Origin of the sequence: Pseudomonas sp. KCJK9000 (assembly GCF_046230725.1) — a bacterium.
GTDB classification, from domain to species: Bacteria; Pseudomonadota; Gammaproteobacteria; order Pseudomonadales; family Pseudomonadaceae; genus Aquipseudomonas; species Aquipseudomonas promysalinigenes.
Map to the genome: position 1 here is coordinate 1 of NZ_JBJJLN010000036.1, position 16,580 is coordinate 16,580.

The 16,580-nt window shown below is 60.3% G+C and carries 16 protein-coding genes, 1 pseudogene and 1 riboswitch; of the genes and pseudogenes, 12 read left to right on the forward strand and 5 right to left on the reverse strand.

Annotated features, from left to right (window positions below; all coding sequences use genetic code 11):
- Positions 1-171: 171 nt before the first annotated feature.
- Positions 172-394, forward strand: a riboswitch (cobalamin riboswitch).
- 102 nt (positions 395-496) lie between these two features.
- The 7 genes from ACK59H_RS15960 (at position 497) to ACK59H_RS15990 (ending at position 7,006) form a co-directional block, all read left to right on the forward strand.
- The gene (locus ACK59H_RS15960; protein WP_060477300.1) at positions 497-682 is read left to right on the forward strand and encodes a CbtB-domain containing protein; all 186 of its coding nucleotides are present in this window, start codon (positions 497-499) and stop codon (positions 680-682) included.
- 7 nt (positions 683-689) lie between these two features.
- Entirely contained in the window at positions 690-1,382 is a 693-nt protein-coding gene (locus ACK59H_RS15965; protein ID WP_060477299.1) for a CbtA family protein, read from the forward strand.
- Positions 1,383-1,399: 17 nt separating this feature from the next.
- Entirely contained in the window at positions 1,400-1,792 is a 393-nt protein-coding gene (locus ACK59H_RS15970) for a cobalamin biosynthesis protein (protein WP_060477298.1), read from the forward strand.
- A 29-nt stretch (positions 1,793-1,821) separates the two neighbouring features.
- A complete protein-coding gene (cobM, locus tag ACK59H_RS15975; RefSeq protein ID WP_060477297.1) occupies positions 1,822-2,574 on the forward strand; it encodes a precorrin-4 C(11)-methyltransferase in 753 nt (250 codons plus the stop codon).
- Positions 2,575-2,635: 61 nt separating this feature from the next.
- Positions 2,636-2,878, forward strand: coding sequence for a DUF1272 domain-containing protein (locus ACK59H_RS15980; RefSeq protein WP_081016603.1), 243 nt, complete (start codon positions 2,636-2,638; stop codon positions 2,876-2,878).
- A 218-nt stretch (positions 2,879-3,096) separates the two neighbouring features.
- Positions 3,097-3,711, forward strand: coding sequence for a response regulator transcription factor (locus ACK59H_RS15985; RefSeq protein WP_060477296.1), 615 nt, complete (start codon positions 3,097-3,099; stop codon positions 3,709-3,711).
- Between the two features lie 13 nt (positions 3,712-3,724).
- Positions 3,725-7,006, forward strand: coding sequence for a transporter substrate-binding domain-containing protein (locus tag ACK59H_RS15990; RefSeq protein WP_409264630.1), 3,282 nt, complete (start codon positions 3,725-3,727; stop codon positions 7,004-7,006).
- Here the strand turns inward: ACK59H_RS15990 and ACK59H_RS15995 are convergent.
- The 3 genes and pseudogenes from ACK59H_RS15995 to ACK59H_RS16005 all read right to left on the reverse strand — a co-directional run bounded on the left by ACK59H_RS15995 (position 6,981) and on the right by ACK59H_RS16005 (position 9,436).
- Positions 6,981-7,475: a methyl-accepting chemotaxis protein gene (locus ACK59H_RS15995; RefSeq protein ID WP_397468457.1), complete on the reverse strand. Its 495-nt coding sequence runs from the start codon at positions 7,473-7,475 to the stop codon at positions 6,981-6,983. The two genes, ACK59H_RS15990 and ACK59H_RS15995, sit on opposite strands and share 26 nt — an antisense overlap.
- Positions 7,476-7,517: 42 nt before the next feature.
- Positions 7,518-8,300 (reverse strand): annotated as a pseudogene (locus ACK59H_RS16000) (PAS domain-containing protein); the annotation flags it as partial.
- Positions 8,301-8,416: 116 nt separating this feature from the next.
- Positions 8,417-9,436, reverse strand: coding sequence for a LacI family DNA-binding transcriptional regulator (locus ACK59H_RS16005; protein ID WP_409264624.1), 1,020 nt, complete (start codon positions 9,434-9,436; stop codon positions 8,417-8,419).
- Positions 9,437-9,642: 206 nt separating this feature from the next.
- Between ACK59H_RS16005 and ACK59H_RS16010 the strand changes: the two genes are divergently transcribed.
- The 3 genes from ACK59H_RS16010 to ACK59H_RS16020 all read left to right on the forward strand — a co-directional run bounded on the left by ACK59H_RS16010 (position 9,643) and on the right by ACK59H_RS16020 (position 12,029).
- Complete coding sequence (locus ACK59H_RS16010) at positions 9,643-10,182, forward strand: gluconokinase (protein WP_261743410.1); 540 nt, start codon at positions 9,643-9,645, stop codon at positions 10,180-10,182.
- Positions 10,183-10,292: 110 nt separating this feature from the next.
- Complete coding sequence (locus tag ACK59H_RS16015) at positions 10,293-11,645, forward strand: GntP family permease (protein WP_060477292.1); 1,353 nt, start codon at positions 10,293-10,295, stop codon at positions 11,643-11,645.
- A gap of 84 nt (positions 11,646-11,729) precedes the next feature.
- Positions 11,730-12,029 carry a hypothetical protein gene (locus tag ACK59H_RS16020; RefSeq protein ID WP_060477291.1) on the forward strand — a complete coding sequence of 100 codons (300 nt, stop codon included), beginning with the start codon at positions 11,730-11,732 and terminating at the stop codon, positions 12,027-12,029.
- A 70-nt stretch (positions 12,030-12,099) separates the two neighbouring features.
- Here the strand turns inward: ACK59H_RS16020 and xerC are convergent, their stop codons facing one another.
- Positions 12,100-12,945 carry a tyrosine recombinase XerC gene (xerC, locus tag ACK59H_RS16025; protein WP_371326759.1) on the reverse strand — a complete coding sequence of 282 codons (846 nt, stop codon included), beginning with the start codon at positions 12,943-12,945 and terminating at the stop codon, positions 12,100-12,102.
- Between the two features lie 199 nt (positions 12,946-13,144).
- Between xerC and ACK59H_RS16030 the strand changes: the two genes are divergently transcribed.
- Together ACK59H_RS16030 and ACK59H_RS16035 are read left to right on the forward strand one after the other, a co-directional pair.
- Entirely contained in the window at positions 13,145-13,792 is a 648-nt protein-coding gene (locus ACK59H_RS16030) for a DUF1345 domain-containing protein (RefSeq protein WP_060477289.1), read from the forward strand.
- 391 nt (positions 13,793-14,183) lie between these two features.
- A complete protein-coding gene (locus ACK59H_RS16035) occupies positions 14,184-14,444 on the forward strand; it encodes a DUF1652 domain-containing protein (RefSeq protein WP_060477288.1) in 261 nt (86 codons plus the stop codon).
- Here ACK59H_RS16035 and ACK59H_RS16040 read toward each other — a convergent pair.
- Positions 14,441-16,528, reverse strand: a complete 2,088-nt coding sequence (locus ACK59H_RS16040) for an EAL domain-containing protein (protein ID WP_060477287.1) — start codon at positions 16,526-16,528, stop codon at positions 14,441-14,443. The genes ACK59H_RS16035 and ACK59H_RS16040 overlap by 4 nt on opposite strands.
- Between the last annotated feature and the right edge of the window lie 52 nt (positions 16,529-16,580).

A 16,580-nucleotide genomic window follows, 5' to 3' on the forward strand; every position in this document is an offset into this window, starting at 1 on the left:
ATCTGCGTCGCCTGAACTACCGTGCGCTTAGAAGCAAAAGCCAAGAGCAAGAGCAAGAGCAAGAGCAAGAGCAAGAGCAAGAGCAAGAGCAAGAGCAAGAATTGCAGGAGTTGTAGCGAGCGCAAGCGCGAGCCGGTTTATTGGATTTGACGCCACCACCGCCCCGTGCTCTCCTTATGCCTTGCGTCAGGTGCCCCCTTGGGGTGAAACGGGAAATCGGTGCGTCTCAGGCCCTCGCCAGGGCCAGGCAAAGCCGATGCTGCCCCCGCAACGGTAAGCGAGCGAAGCATCAAGACCACTGTGCCAGTGCGTAGTGCATGGGAAGGTGATGCTTTTCAAGGAGTCATGCTCCTCCTCGCAAGCCCGGAGACCGGCCTGGCGTTCATGAACACCCCGCGGTGGGCGGGCGCTGTCGCATACCCCCGGTTGTCTGGCAACCGGGGCTGCCGCGCTCGTGCCCATTGCACTGACAAAAAGCAAAGCAGAGGACCGCATCATGCCAGTCACCAGTGCCAATCACAGCATCGCTACACAGGTTTCCCTCAGCCAACGCATGGCCATCGCTATCAGCGCCAGCCTTCTAGGCCTGTGCCTAGTGTATTTTGCCGGATTCTCGCACATAGAGGCCGTGCACAACGCCGCGCACGACACCCGCCACAGCGCCGCCTTCCCTTGCCACTGAGGCCATCATGATCAAGCGTATCGCCAGCACCGCCGGGTTCAGCGGCCTGCTCGCAGCCTTGCTGCTGACAGTGCTGCAAAGCTTCTGGGTCGCACCACTGATCCTCCAAGCGGAAACCTATGAAACTGCCGCCCCTAGCGCCGAGCACCATAGCCATGACGCAGAGGCGAACGCCGGGCACAGCCACAGTGAAGAAGCCTGGTCGCCAGAAGATGGTTGGCAGCGCATCCTCTCCACGACGGGCGGCAACCTGGTGGTTGCGGTCGGCTTCGCACTGATCCTCGCCGCCCTTTACAGCCTGCGCGAACCAGGCCGCACCAGCACTGGGGCGCTCTGGGGGTTGGCCGGTTTTGCCGTGTTCTGCCTGGCCCCCACCCTGGGCTTGCCGCCAGAATTACCCGGCACTGCCGCTGCGGATCTGGGACAGCGCCAGAGCTGGTGGATCGGCACGGCCGCAGCCACCGCCACCGGCCTGGCACTGCTGGTATTCGCCCGCCATGGCCTGCTCAAGGCGCTTGGTGCCGTCTTGCTGGTAGTGCCCCATGTGATCGGGGCACCACAGCCCGACGTTCACGAGAGCCTGGCGCCGCAAGCCCTGGAAACCCAGTTCAAGATCGCCTCCTGGCTGACCAATGCAGTGTTCTGGGTAGCGCTGGGCTTACTCAGCGCCTGGCTCTATCGCCGCGCCAGCCACGCTTGATGAGCACGCACTTACCAATGCCGGCACTTTATGCCGGCATTGGTTGCCGCCGAGGCTGCCCAGTGCAAGCGCTCGATCAACTGTTGCATGAAGTGCTAGCCCTTCATGGGCTGCAGCCCAAAGCGCTGCGCGGCATCGCCAGCATCGCCAGTAAAGCCGCCGAGCCTGGCCTGCAACAACTCGCCACGCGTTACCACCTGCCACTGGTGCTTTTCGAGGCCGACCAGCTGCACGCATTCCAAGCACAACTCAGTCACCGTTCTGCGGTCGCCTTCGCCCAAACAGGTTGCTGGGGCGTGGCCGAAAGTGCCGCGCTGGCCTTGGCTAGCCTCGGGCACGCACACGCGAACCTGCGAGTTACCCGCCAGGTACTTGGCCCAGCTACCCTGGCGCTGGCCTGCGGGGAATAATTGCATCTTTCACCCATCAAGGATTTGCCATGACGGTCTACTTCATTGGTGCCGGCCCCGGCGACCCGGAACTGATCACGGTCAAAGGCCAGCGTCTGATTCGTCAATGCCCGGTAATCATCTACGCCGGCTCGTTGGTGCCTGCCGCCGTGCTGCAGGGCCACCAGGCTGAAACAGTCATCAATAGTGCCGAACTGCATTTGGAGCAGATCATCGATGTCATCCGTGCCGCCCATGCCAAAGGCCTGGATATAGCTCGTGTGCACAGTGGCGACCCCAGCTTGTATGGAGCCATCGGCGAACAGATCCGCCGCCTACGCGAGCTGGGCATCGACTACCAGATCATACCGGGCGTCACGGCCACCGCGGCAAGCGCAGCGCTGCTTGGCTGTGAACTGACCCTGCCTGAGGTTTCGCAGACGGTCATCCTGACCCGTTACGGCGACAGCTCGCCCATGCCCGAAGGCGAACAACTAGCAGACCTGGCTAGACACGGCAGTACCCTGGTCATCCACCTTGGGGTCAAGAACCTGTCACGCATCGTCGATGAACTGCTGCCCCACTACGGGCCTGACTGCCCAGTGGCAGTGGTCCATCGCGCCACCTGGCCTGACCAGGACTGGGTACAGGGCACCCTGACGGACATTGCAGAACAGGTCGCCAGAAAAGGATTCCGTCGCACTGCACTGATCCTCGTCGGCCACGTACTGGGAGACGCGCCATTTAGCGAATCGGCGCTATACCGTGCCAGCCACGCCCACCTGTACAGAGCTGGCGAATAGCGTTGCAAGAGCAAAGTCGGTCGGCGCAGACTGCCTGGTGCACCCCACCCGGAGGTTAACCATGCTGGAGCTACGCCCCAACTGCGAGTGCTGTGATGCCGATCTGCCAGGCGATAGCCCAGACGCGCTGATTTGCTCGTTCGAATGTACGTTCTGCCGCCCCTGCGCAACCCATCGTTTGCAGGGACGCTGCCCGAACTGCGGCGGCCAGTTGCTGCCCCGCCCGACCAGGGTTGGGGCTGCACTGAACAACAACCCTGCCTCGACACAGCGTGTTCTGAAGCCCCACCCAAACTGCGCCTGATCTACCCCTGTCATCTCAGGCATCACCGCTGCTGGTGGTGCCTGGGACGGTCTCTTTGTAGGAATTTTCCACAATACCGGCCCGCTTGCTCAACACATCTATACTCGCCATTACCAGCGATCCGGAATGGTCGTATCGTGCTGCGCAGCAGAAAAAGCCTGCAGAAGACTTCCTGATTGCTTCAGGCAGCCGACCATATTCCGACAGGAGTTAGTGATATGACTACCGTGCTCATCGTTGATGATCATGCCATCGTCCGTTTTTCGTTGCGCATACTGCTCGAACGGGAGCGCTTTCGTATCGTGGGTGAGGTCGACAATGGCAGTGAGGTCGCGCAAAAGGTGCGCGAGTTGCGGCCGGACGTCGTGGTACTGGACATCGGCTTGCCTGGCCTGGATGGCATGGAAGTGATCAAGCGCCTGCAACAACAGGAGCCGGCGCCGAAAATCATGGTACTGACCGGGCAAGCCACCGACCTTTACGTGCGCCGTTGCCTGGATGCCGGCATTGGCGCATTCGTCACTAAAGGCGAAGACCTAGAGGCCGTGGTCTTCGCCCTGAAGGCGTTGATAAAGGGTTACTCGACCTTCCCCCAGATGGCGGTCAACAGTAACACCCTTGAAAGTGAACCCGAGCGGCTGAGCAGCCTGTCCAACCGCGAAATGGAAGTGCTGCGGCGCCTGAGCCGTGGCGAAAACAACAAGAACATCGGCGCCAGCATGAACCTTAGCGCCAAGACCATCAGCACTTACCGTGGCCGGATCATGGAAAAACTCAAGACCGAGTCATTGGTAGAAATGGTTGATCTGGCCAAACGCAATCATGTCAGCTGACTACCCGGGCAGCATGAAACGGGCTTTGGGCCACCTGGCCCTCGTCGTCACCTTGGCCTGCTGCCCACTTTTGACACTCGCCGAAGGCGAATCACGCCACCTGCTGGCACGCGCCACCAGCGCCGCACCACCCCTACAGCTCGATGCAGCCGACCGTCAGTGGTTGCAGGAGCGCGGCGAGCTGTTGCTTGGGAGTTCACGGCCGGATTACCCGCCCTTCGAAATCAATGTCAGCCTGAACGACTATGAAGGCTTGAGCGCAGACTACGCCGGGCTGATCGCCGAACAACTCGGCGTATCCGTGCGGGTCACGCGCTACGCCAGCCGCCACGAAGCTATCGCCGCGTTACGCGAAGGTAAGATCGATCTGCTTGGTAGTTCCAACGAGTTCGAGGCGGCAGATGCAAAGCTTGGCCTCAGCCTGCCCTATGCCGATGATCTGCCGGTAATCGTAACGCGCCATGACGCGCCCATGATGCAAGACAAGGACCTGGCAGGCCTGCGCTTGGCGATGGTCGATCACTACCTGCCGGCGCAGAAGGTTCGCCAGTTGTATCCAAAAGCGCAGTTGAGCCTCTACCGCTCGACCCTGGCCGGCCTGGCAGCAGTCGAACTCGGTGAGGCAGACGCCTACCTGGGCGATGCCATCAGCACCGACTACCTGATTGGCAAGAGTTACCAGGGCCTGGTGAAGATCGATCACTTTCCCCAGGTACCGCCGGGTACCTTCGCCTTCGGGTTCGCTAACGAAAACCTGCGTTTGCGCCGATTGGTCGACAGCGCCATGGCCAGGATCACCGAGAGCGAACGACTGAACATTCTGCACCGCTGGAGCAGCGGCAACACCAGCTTATTGCTGGAGCGTCGCATTTCAGCACTGACGGAAGAAGAACTGGCCTGGATAGCGGGCCATCCGACCGTTAGTGTTCTGGTGGACACCGCCCTTGCCCCTTTGACCTTCAACGATGCTGGGCAAAAGGTAAACGGCATTACCGTCGACCTACTCAAGCAGATCTCACTGCGAACCGGCTTGCAGTTCCAATTCCATGAGCGCAGTACCGTGCAGCAAATGGTCGAAGAAGTGGCCACGGGCAAGGCGCAGATGATAGGCGCTTTGGGTTACGGCACAGAGCGCGCAACGCAGCTGCGCTACACCCGCCCCTACCTGGTGAGCCCTCGCGTACTGGTAACGCGCAATTCGTCGCCTGCTAAACCGCTGGCCAACAACCTCGACGGCATGCGCATCGCTCTGTTGCATGGCTCGCATCTGCGCAGCGAGGTGATGCAGCGCTTTCCCAAAGCAAAATTGGTCATGGTCGATAATTCATTGAGCCTGATGGAAGCGGTGGCCAAAGGCGATGCAGATGTTGCCTACAGCAGTAATATCAACGCCTCCTACTACATCAGCCATGTCTTCAAGGACCAGTTGCGCATCGCTGGAGTGGTAAGCGACGAGCCCGCCGTCGCTGCCTTCGCCGTAGCCCCTGACCAACCGCAACTTCAGGCCATTCTCGACAAGGCGCTGTTGAGCATTCCGCCCGAGGAGCTGGATCAACTGATCAACCGCTGGCGAACCGGCACACTGGTCAGCGATAGCCCGTGGCGCAACTACCGGACACTGGCGCTGCAGGTATTGGTGCTCTCCGCCCTGTTGCTGGCCGGTGTGGTGTTCTGGAACAGCTATCTGCGCAAACTGATCAACCAGCGTACCGAGGCGCAACGCGCTTTGCAGACACAATTGGCCTTCAGCAGCGGCCTGCTGGAGCAACTACGCCAAGCCAAGGACGCCGCCGAACAGGCTAGCCGAACCAAAAGTGCATTCGTGGCCACCATGAGCCACGAAATTCGCACCCCCATGAATGCGGTAATCGGGCTGCTGGAACTTGCGCTGGAAGACAACCGTTCAGGGCACTGCGATCCCCAGATCATCAAGACGGCCCATGACTCTGCCGTCGGCTTGCTCGCGCTGATCGGCGACATTCTAGACATTTCACGCATCGAAACCGGGCACATGACCCTGCAGCCAGTGCCAACCGACTTGGCCGACCTGGTGCGCAGCACTGTTCGCGTGTTCGAAGGCAATGCGCGAATGAAAGGCCTGCACTTGCAAGGCGAACTGCCAGCTGCGCCGCTGTGGGTGCTGGCGGACCCTTTACGGATAAAACAGATCCTCTCCAACCTGCTGAGCAATGCCATCAAGTTCACCGACCGTGGTGATGTACTGGCCCGTCTGACCTTCAGCGTGCCGACAGATGGCGACACCGCGCAGGTAGCGCTAATGGTGAGCGACACCGGCATAGGAATAGCACCCCAGGATCAGGCGCGGTTGTTCAACACCTTTACTCAAGCTTCGGGGCCGCGGGCAAGCCAGGGGGCAGGCTTGGGCTTGGTGATCAGCCGCACCTTGGCCGAACTGATGGGCGGCAGTTTGCAGCTGCAAAGCGTGGAAAGCGTAGGCACCCGTGTGGAGGTCCAGTTGCCGCTCGCGCTCACTGCACCACCTGTGCCGACCGAACAGGACCAGGCCGCCGAGCAATACCAAGGAGGGCCACTGAACGTGCTTGTGGTCGATGATTACCCGGCCAACCTGATGCTGCTGGAAAAGCAGCTCAATAGCCTCGGCCATCAGGTGACGCTCGCGGAAAATGGCGAAACAGGGCTGGCGTTGTGGCAAGCGCATACCTTTGATCTGGTCATCACTGATTGCAGCATGCCGGTGATGGACGGCCATGAATTCACTCGAAAGGTACGCCAACTGGAGCAAGTAAGTGGGCAGCCTGCCTGCAGCATTCTCGGGGTGACCGCCAATGCCCAGGCCGAGGAGCGGCAGCGCTGCCTGGACAGCGGCATGGATGACTGCCTGTTCAAGCCCATCGGGCTGCAGACCCTGAAGGCTCGTTTGGCGCACCTGCGCCCCGGCCAAGCAGGCGTTCCAGCCCCGACAAGCGGCTTCAACCTCGACGAACTGCGCCATCTGACCCAAGGTGACCAGCAGCTGACCAAGCGCCTGCTTGAGCAACTGACCCACAGCGCCCAGCAAGACCTTGCAGCCCTTCAGGCGCTTGCTTGCGACGGCGAGGGCGACGGCCATGCGTTGCGCGCCCTCGCCCACCGGATAAAAGGAGGCGCCAAAATGCTGCGGGTACGCGGGGTGGTCATGGCGTGCGAGGCAATCGAGCAAGCGCACAATCAGGGGCTGCCGACCCAAGCGTTGGCCCGCCAGCTCGAACTTAGCCTTGAGTCTTTGCTCAAAGAACTGCGTGAGACCCTCAGTGCAATTGCAGCGTCGAGCTGATCTGGCTGATGGCATCCACAACATGGCGCGAGCCCTGCTGGATTTCCATGATCACCGTTCCGGCCTCGTTGGCCAGCGCAACGCCACGATCTGTGCGTGACAAGCTCGATTGCATGCTGGCCACTGCGGTCAGCGATAAGTCGTGGTTCTGCCTCACCACATCGACGATCTCCAAAGTGGCTTTGCTGGTGCGCGCAGCCAGGCTGCGCACCTCATCGGCGACCACCGCGAAGCCACGGCCATGCTCACCGGCTCGCGCCGCCTCGATGGCGGCGTTCAACGCCAGCAAATTGGTCTGATCGGCAATGCCGCGAATCGTCAGCACGATCTGCCCTATCACATCCGACTGTTTGCTCACAGCATCGATACTGCGCGCAGCGTCATTGAGCTCCTGGGAAATCTGCTCGATCACCGCTACGGCCTGCTGCACCACCTCGGTGCCTTTGCGTGCACATGCATCGGTCTGCACAGAGCTGGCATGGGCCGCATCGGCGGCGCTTTGTTGAGTGCTGACCTGGGCAGTGATGTCACTGGCAAATTTGACCACTTTGTACAAGCGGCCCTTGTTATCGAAGATTGGGTTGTATGAAGCCTCCAGATAGACCGTCTGCCCTTGCTTGTTCACCCGCTCGAAGCGATGGGAGTGGTACTCACCGCGATTGAGCGAGGCCCAGAACTCACGATAGGCACCAGACTCACGCTCATGGGGCAGGCAAAACAGGCCGTGGTGGCGGCCCTCGACTTCTTCCAGGCGATAACCCATCGTCTGAAGGAAGTTGGCATTGGCCTTGATCACGCGGCCCTGAGGCGTGAACTCGACCACCGCCATGGAGCGGCCTATGGCCTTGAGCAGGCTTTCGCTTTCGTGCTCGTCCTTCACACGCTGGCTGATGTCGGCCGCAATCTCGATGACGCTGGTGACGTGCTGTTGCTCGTCCAACACCGGCATATAGCTGGCCTCAAGCCACACTTCACGGCCGGCCTTATCGACCCGTTCGAACGTGCCGCTGATGGCCTTGCCCTGAGCCAGCTGCTGCCACAACTGCTGGTACTCGGCGCTTTGGGCGTAGCCGGGGTCACAGAACAGGCGGTGGTGCTTGCCACGCAGTTCGTCGACGCTGTATCCCAGTGCGTTACAGAAGTGGGTATTGGCATCGACAATGACGCCCTCGGGCGTGAATTCGATCATAGCCATGCACCGGCTTATTGCGGCCAGCTTCGCCTGGGTATCGGTTAGGGCCTTGCGGGTGCGCTGAATTTCGATAAGGTCAGATTTGCGATGGAAGTCGAACATGGCGCCAGGGTCCTTTGTGCGCAGACTTTCTGAGGATAGATCGACATTTTTACCATGCAAGCCACTTGCTACCACCTTGGAATCAGGCCTTTTGCAGTGTCGATTTCCGCTTGCCGCTAGGTACTTTCGCGCACCATCAGTTCAAAGCCCAAGTCCTGCTGTTCAGCTGCCACGCGCTTGCCATCGAGCAGCGCCAGCAAGGCCTGCGCCGCGCCCCGACCAACGGCTGCCCTTGGCGTGCGGATGGAGGTCAGGCGCGGCACCATGTGCGCCGAAGCGGGCAGGTCGTTGAACCCAACCATGGCCACTTGGCGAGGCACTTCGATGCCTTGACGCAGCGCTTGCAGGACCGCCCCCTGGGCCAGGTCGTCGTTGCAAAAGAAAATGCCATCCACATCCGGGGCTTTGGCCAAAAGCTGGCTGAACAACTCACTGCCCAGTTCGATGGACGATGGCTCCGGCGCCAGTATCTCAAGCTCAGTGGCCTGCATGCCCGCTTCGGCCAGGGCTTGGCGGAAACCTTCGGCGCGCTGCATCACCCGCGGGTCGAGCTGCGCGGCAATGAACGCGAGGCGCCGGCGCCCACGTTCGATCAGGTGCAGCGCTGCCGCACGCCCGGCCTGTTGCTGTGAAAAGCCGACAGATAAAGCGCCCTGCTCACCACCGAGCTCCATCATGTGCACACAGGGTACACCGCTGGCCGCTAGCATCTGTCGGGATGTATCGCTGCGGTCAAAGCCAGTGAGCAAAATCCCGCAGGGTTGATACGCCAGGTAGTTGCGAATCAGATTCTCTTCTTCATCGAGATCATAGTGGTAGTTACCAATCAGCACTTCTAACCCGCGCGGTCGCATGACCTCGTGGATGGCCTCCAATGTGTCGATGAACAATTGGTTGGACAATGACGGGATCAACACAACGACAGACTGACTGCGCGCCGACGCCAAAGCACGTGCCGCAGGGTTTGCGACGTAGCCCAGCGAGGCAGCGGCGGCCGTGACCTTCAGCACAAGTTCAGGAGCAACCGTACTAACCCCGCGTAATGCGCGCGAAGCGGTGATAGGAGAAACGCCGGAAAGCCTGGCGACTTCCGCCAACGTAGGACGACCTGTGGTGCGAGAGCCAATGCGAGTCATGAATGTTGTAATTTTACTACTTGCAGGAATGGGGAACGGCCACTAAGGTAGCGCTGTCTCAGGACGCAGGCAATGTAATCTTTGGTAGTGGCCAATACAGTGCGCTGCCAAGCGTCCATACTGCGTAAGGACAAGACCAATAACACTGGGCAGACGGTGCTTCGTTGTCTACAAGACAGCGCTATCTCGCCCCGCAGGAGGTACTGATGAATTCTTCCCTGTCCGCCATCGTGGTGATGGGCGTGGCTGGCTGTGGCAAAAGCTGCGTCGGCGATGCCATAGCTAAGCGAAGCGGCGGTCGCTTGATCGAAGGCGACGCGTTTCACCCTGCCGAAAACATCCGCAAGATGAGTGCTGGCATCCCACTGGATGACAATGACCGCGCAGGTTGGTTGGTGCGTCTTGGCCAGGAGCTGCAAGCGGCGGTTCAGGCTGGTGAACGGCCCATACTCACCTGCTCGGCGCTCAAACGCCGCTACCGCGACACACTGCGTGACGCCATGCCGGAGCTGGTATTCGTGTTCCTCGAACTTACCCCGAGCGAGGCCGAAAAGCGCGTACTTGCACGCCCCGGGCATTTCATGCCGGCCAGCCTGATCGACAGCCAGTTCGCCGCTTTGGAAGTTCCCCATGGCGAACCGTTGACCCTGACGCTGGATGCCACCCAGCCAATAAACGTGCTGGCCGAGACGGTCGACGCGTGGTTAAAGCCCCACGGTGACCGGAACCTGGCGCGCACTGCCTGAACCGGCAGTTTCCTGGCTCACCGAAGATAGCGCTGTCTTGCCGCCCAAAAGCGCCGCCACCTGATCCATTGCTACGCCCAAAACAACGATAAGACCGAGGCATCAAAACCATGTTCGGACTCGCTACAGATACTTACCTATTGCTCGACGCGCTGGTCACCATCGTCGGGCTAATCCTGCTGATCACCCACTTTAAGGTTCACCCCTTCGTCGCATTGACGTTGGCTGCAGGCTTCCTCGGCCTGACATCCGGCATGCCGGTAGCCAAGGTCATGAAATCGTTCCAGGACGGTTTCGGCGGCGTGCTCGGCTTTGTCGGTATCGTCCTTGCCCTTGGCACGATGCTAGGCAAACTAATGGCCGATTCCGGCGGCGCCGACCAGATCGCTCAGACGTTGATTCGCGCTTTCGGCAAGAAGAACGTGCATTGGGCAATGATGTTCGCTGCTTTCCTGGTCGGCATACCGCTGTTCTTCGAAATCGGCTTCGTGTTGCTGATCCCACTGGTGTTCATCGTCGCGCGGCGTTCGGGAGTGTCGCTGATCAAGATTGGCATTCCGCTACTGGCTGGTCTTTCGGTGGTCCATGGCCTGGTGCCGCCGCACCCGGGCCCACTGCTGGCGATTGGCATCTTTCATGCCGATATCGGCAAAACCATCTTCTATGGCCTGCTGGTCGCTCTGCCCACGGCGGTCATTGCCGGCCCGCTGTTCGGCAATTTCATTGCGCGCTACATTCCCGGCAACCCGTCGCAGGAGCTGATGGACCAGATCGCCAAGGAGTCTGACCAAGGCAACCTGCCAAGCTTCACCATCACCCTGGTCACCGTCCTGCTGCCGGTGGCGCTGATGCTACTGAAGACCCTCGCCGACGTGGTATTGCCAGCCGAGCATATTTTCCGTCAGTGGATGGACTTGATCGGCCACCCCATCACCGCCCTGCTAGCCGCGTTGCTGCTGGCTTTCTGGACCTTTGGTGGCGCGCGCGGCTTCAGCCGTCAGCAGATCATGAAGATGCTCGACCAGAGCCTTGCCCCCACCGCAGCCATCGTATTGATCGTGGGTGCCGGTGGTGGCTTCAAGCAGATGTTGGTCGACACTGGCGTAGGCAACGTGATTGGGCAAATGGCCGTACAAGCTCAAATTTCACCGATCCTGCTCGCTTGGCTGGTGGCAGCGGTCATCCGCATCGCAACCGGCTCGGCCACCGTAGCGACGATCACCGGTGCCGGCATCGTTGCTCCGGTGATCGACCTGGTGCCAGGGGTTAACCGAGAGCTGTTGGTGCTGGCCACCGGCGCCGGGTCGCTGATCCTGTCTCACGTCAACGATGCTGGGTTCTGGCTGGTGAAGCAGTATTTCAACATGACCGTTGCCGAAACCTTCAAGACCTGGAGCATGATGGAGACGATTCTGTCGGTGGTTGGCATCATCTTCATCATGGCGCTGTCGACGGTGGTGTGACCGCTGATCGGACAGATGGCACCTGGGCACCCTGGGTAGGGCCCAAACAATGAATGAGCCCTACCCTACGCAAAGGAGTCTGCCATGACCCGCTCGACCCTGATGTTACTAGCGTTGCTCACCTCGCCCTTGGCCCTTGCGGTCGGCACCGGCCCCACCTACCCCGACGATCCCCATAACCCTGCGCCCCAACCGGGTGTCGACAGCACCTTGAACCCCATCGAAAAGCCCATGCCACGCAGTACTGACCCGCGGCTGCAGGGTGACGACAAACAGAACTTACCCTCTACTCCGCAGGACAACCGCGACTTGCCCGGCATGGACGGTACAGGTTCAGAAGGGGCTGGGGGACAGGGCGGCAGCGGTTCTGGCGCAAGCCAGTGATCACTTTAACGCCAGCCGCGAACTCAGGTTCGCGGCCCTTTTCTCGAATCGGTACTGAGCAGTTGAGCCTTTAATAGTCAAAGCGGTCCACAGCCCGCCTGCGCTCATTGTCATCACGCCGATCATAGCCGGCCGTCGTCTGGATATTGGCGTGATGCGCCAGCTTCTGCGCAATCGACAGGTCATGCTCCTCGATCACTCGCGTGATAAAGGCCCTGCGAAAGTCGTGAGGCATTATTTTAACCCCCACCTGAGCGCCGCGTTGGCGTGCGATGTAGTAGATCGCATGTTTGGTAATCCGCGCGCGCGTGATATGGCTACCACGGCGAATGCGATTGAACAGGAATGGGTCGTCCGCCGCCCCTTCGGGAAGTGAATGCCGGCGCAAGTCCAGCCAGGCCTGCAGCTTTTCGAATGCCCAGGGCGGAGCATATTTGATGAGCTGGCGATTGCCCTTGCCAGTTACCTGCAGGCTGCGAGCCTGGAAGTCGACCTGATCGAGATCGATATCCACCGATTCCGACTTGCGCATGCCAGTGCCATACAGCAGGGCAATGATTGCTGCGTCCCTAACACCCTGAGGGCGTGGATCGGCTTCGCACAAGTCCATCAATTCGCGAATCAGGCTGCGCCGTAGATTGCGCCCGGGGGGCAAGCGGCTACCCGACGCAGGCTTGACTTCACGGATGCGTAGCAATTGCTCGTGATCGATCATGCCTAAGCGCCAGGCTTCGTTCATCACCCCGCGCACGGCATTGACATAGAGCGACGAGCTGTTCGGCGCGTAACCATCTGCGCGCAAAGCCGCCACCAATCCAATCACATGACCCGGCTCCAGCCTGTGCCAGGGCACATCGGCAAGGTTGCAGTCGATGAAGCCAAGACGGTCGGCGGCGTCTTGGAGAATGTAGCGCATGGTCTGCTGGCTGGACGGCGCTAGCCGAGCCAGGTATTGCAACAAGGGGTTGTGTGAAGGGCTGGGCAAAACAATGGATCCTGAAGCGAAGCAAGGCGACGGCAGCAATGGTACCGTAAACGGCGCCCTTTGATCGAACCCAGGCCCGGATAGGCGCTGTGGTCTAGAGTGCATCCCATGACCCACTGTGCGAGCGCCTATGGTTTTCCACCGCCTGACCCGGACTCACCCACGCCTGATCGTCGCCGCCATCGCAGGCGTTGTCGGTGCTTGGTTCATCCCGGCCGCCGATCCCATCCAGCGCGTGCTTGCCGGCTGGAACCTGGGCGTCTGGCTGTATCTGCTGCTGGCTCTAGCACTGACCTTGCGGGCGACGCCCGACACCGTACGCAAGGTCGCGCAGATAGAAGACGAAAATGCAGGCGCAGTGCTGTTGGTGGTGTGCGTGGCAGCCATCGCCAGCCTGGCTGCAGTCACCCTGCAATTGGTATCCAGCCGTGGCCTGCAAGGCAGCGCGCTGGCTTTGCATTACCTGTATACCGGGATGACGGTTGCAGGCTCGTGGCTGCTGATCGGTTGCATCTTCAGCCTGCACTACGCCCGGATATTCTATACGGGAGCTGGTGATACACCGGCTCTGCGCTTCCCCGACGATGAACGCAACCCCGATTATTGGGATTTTCACTACTTCTCGTTCACCATCAGTGTTGCCGTGCAGACTTCCGATGTCGGCGTAGGCGGCCGGCGCATGCGCCGGGTGGTGTTGGCCCATTCATTGGTAGGCTTTGTATTCAATACTGCAATTCTTGGCTTCACCATCAACATCGCCGCAGGCCTGCTCGGCTAGCCTCATGCTGCACACGCCGCGATACGCCAGTAGCGACGCCGGTGGTAATCGATGCCCCACGCCATAGTAACCGTACCGGCCTCGGCCATGCATTGAGTGAGCGTGTAATAGCACATGACTGTCTCGCTGGCGGTTATATCCACCGCTTGTCCGAAAAAACCGGGTGAGGAACATCCATAAACCTGACACGGCGAACAGGCCAGCCCTACGCGGCGCGCGGGGAAAACGTTTGCCTGCCCATTTGCTGAAACACGGCTTGTTTGCGCGGGCTGTGACGGCCGTCATGCCTTCTTACATTTGTCATGTCCAGCGCAGAATATGAGGGGCAACAGGTGCTATTGTTAAGTTCCCTGCATCGAGCGGCGAACCCGGCACTTTTAAGGAGGCTGGCATGAACAAGATGACGTTCCCCAATGCCTGCCAGGTGATGCGCTGGCATTTCCATCCCCTAGGCTTCGAGGCCAGCATGGATGCGCCACGAAGCATGATTGCTCGGCTTTTCGACCGTACCACCGGCGTGACCTTGCTGGCCATCGCTGGCATACCCTGCACGGCAATCATGGCCGCCGCCGATGTGGAGCGCATCATCGAGGCTGTGGAAGCCGAGATCGAAGCGTTCGCCCCACCCGTGCGCCTGCTCAATGCAGGTTAGGCCACCGCTTCGTTTCCATCGCGCGACGCCTGCATCCTGCTCATGAACTGCTCAGCCGGCATAGGCTGACCGAGCAGGTAACCTTGAAGTGAGTCGCAGCCAAGGCGAGTGAGGAAAGCTTGCTGGCCGCCGGTTTCTACACCTTCGGCAACGATGCGCAAGCCCAGCGCCTGCCCCAATGCGACGATCGCTGAAATGATCGCCGCATCGTCGCTGTCCTGTTCCAGGTCGCGCACAAAACCGCGGTCGATTTTCAGCTCATTGGCCGGCAGGCGCTTGAGGTACATCAGGCTCGAATAACCCGTGCCGAAGTCATCGATCGACAAGTCAACGCCCATATCCGAGAGGCGCTGCAGCACCATCAAACTTGCATCGGCGTCGTGCATTGCCGTGGTTTCGGTGATTTCCAGGGTCAGACAATTGGCCGGCAGACCGTGTTCGCGCAAGGCGCGGGCGACGCTGTCGACCAGGCCTGGGTGGCTGAACTGAATAGCGGACAGGTTGACCGCCATGCGCCAGTCAGCCTGACCTTGGTCGAGCCAGCAGCGCATCTGCCGGCAGGCTTCGTGCAGCACCCACTCACCGATTGGAATGATTAGAGCAGTTTTTTCCGCCAGGCCAATGAAACGGTCGGGCTGCATCAAACCATGCTGAGGATGCTCCCAGCGCAACAACGCTTCGGCACCTATGGGCGCGCAGGACTTTGCGTCGAACTTGGGTTGATAGTGCAGGCGGAACTGCCCTTGCTCCAATGCTGCGCGCAGATCCTGCAGCAGCTGCAACTGTTGCCGAGCGTTGCTGTTCATCGACGCATCGAAGAAGCAGTAGCCATTCTTGCCGACACTTTTGGCGTGGTACATCGCCGCGTCGGCATTGCGCAGCAGCTCAAGCTGGTCCTGCCCATTGCCAGGGTACAGCACAATGCCAAGGCTCGCCGTCAGTTGCAGGTCGTGCTCAGCGACGCGGAAAGTGCGCGAGACCAGATTGACCTGCTTGACCGCTACGTCCATGGCATCTTCCGGCTCGCGTAGCTCCACCAGTAGCACGAATTCGTCGCCGCCGATCCGCGCCAATGTGTCCTGGCTGTGCAGATGACCGCGCAAGCGCGCAGCTACAGCCTTGAGCAACAGGTCGCCGACATGGTGGCCAAAGGCATCGTTGACTGGTTTGAATCCGTCCAGGTCAATGAACATCAATGCAAAACAACCGCCCCGTTCTGCCACTTTACCGATCGCCTGATCGATGCGATCCGATAGCAACGTGCGGTTTGGCAGCCCTGTCAAGGTATCGTGCAGGGCCAGCTGGGTGAGCTCCTGGTTTGCAAGGGTGAGCGAATGGGCCAGCGCGGCCGTGCGTGCTTCAAGGCGCGCATCCAGCACCGAGGTCAGCAAGGCCACCGCCAGCACCGCCAGGGTTGTGATCAACACCAGATAGACCAAGCTGTTGCCCTGCAGCCCGTTGACCAGCGCCCCGCAGTAGCTGCCCTCGGTAAAATTCGCCGCAGCCATGCCGGTGTAGTGCATGCCGACGATGGCAACGCCCATCACCATGGCTGCCAGCCCACGGATCTGACGCACATAGGGCGTATGCATACGCAAGCGGAAGGCAATCCACAATGCCGCTGCTGAAGCGCCTACCGCGATTGCCAGTGAGGCGCCGAACAACGCCGGGTCGTAATCGATACCCGGCAGCATGCGCAGCGCCGCCATGCCGGTGTAATGCATGCAGGCTATACCAGTGCCCATGACCAGCGCGCCGAATGCCAACTGCAGCCAAGGCAAGCTTGGCTGGCTGACCAGCCACAAAGCAAAACCGGAGGACAGCACGGCGATCAGCAGCGAGTAGGCAGTCAGGCTGATGTCGTAACCCAAGGCGATGGGCAGGCTGAACGCGAGCATGCCGATGAAGTGCATCGACCAGATGCCAATCCCCATGGCCAGCGCCCCGCCGCCCATCCACAGATACACCCCACGGCCCTTGGCAGTGACAATACGACCGGCCAAGTCCAGAGCAGTGTAAGAAGCCAGCATGGCTACGCAGAGTGAAATCAGAACCAGCGCGGGGGAGTAACTACCGGTCAGCATTGGAGAATCCAGCTCGGGACAGGAGGGCCCGGAAAAGCTGACGATTGTACTC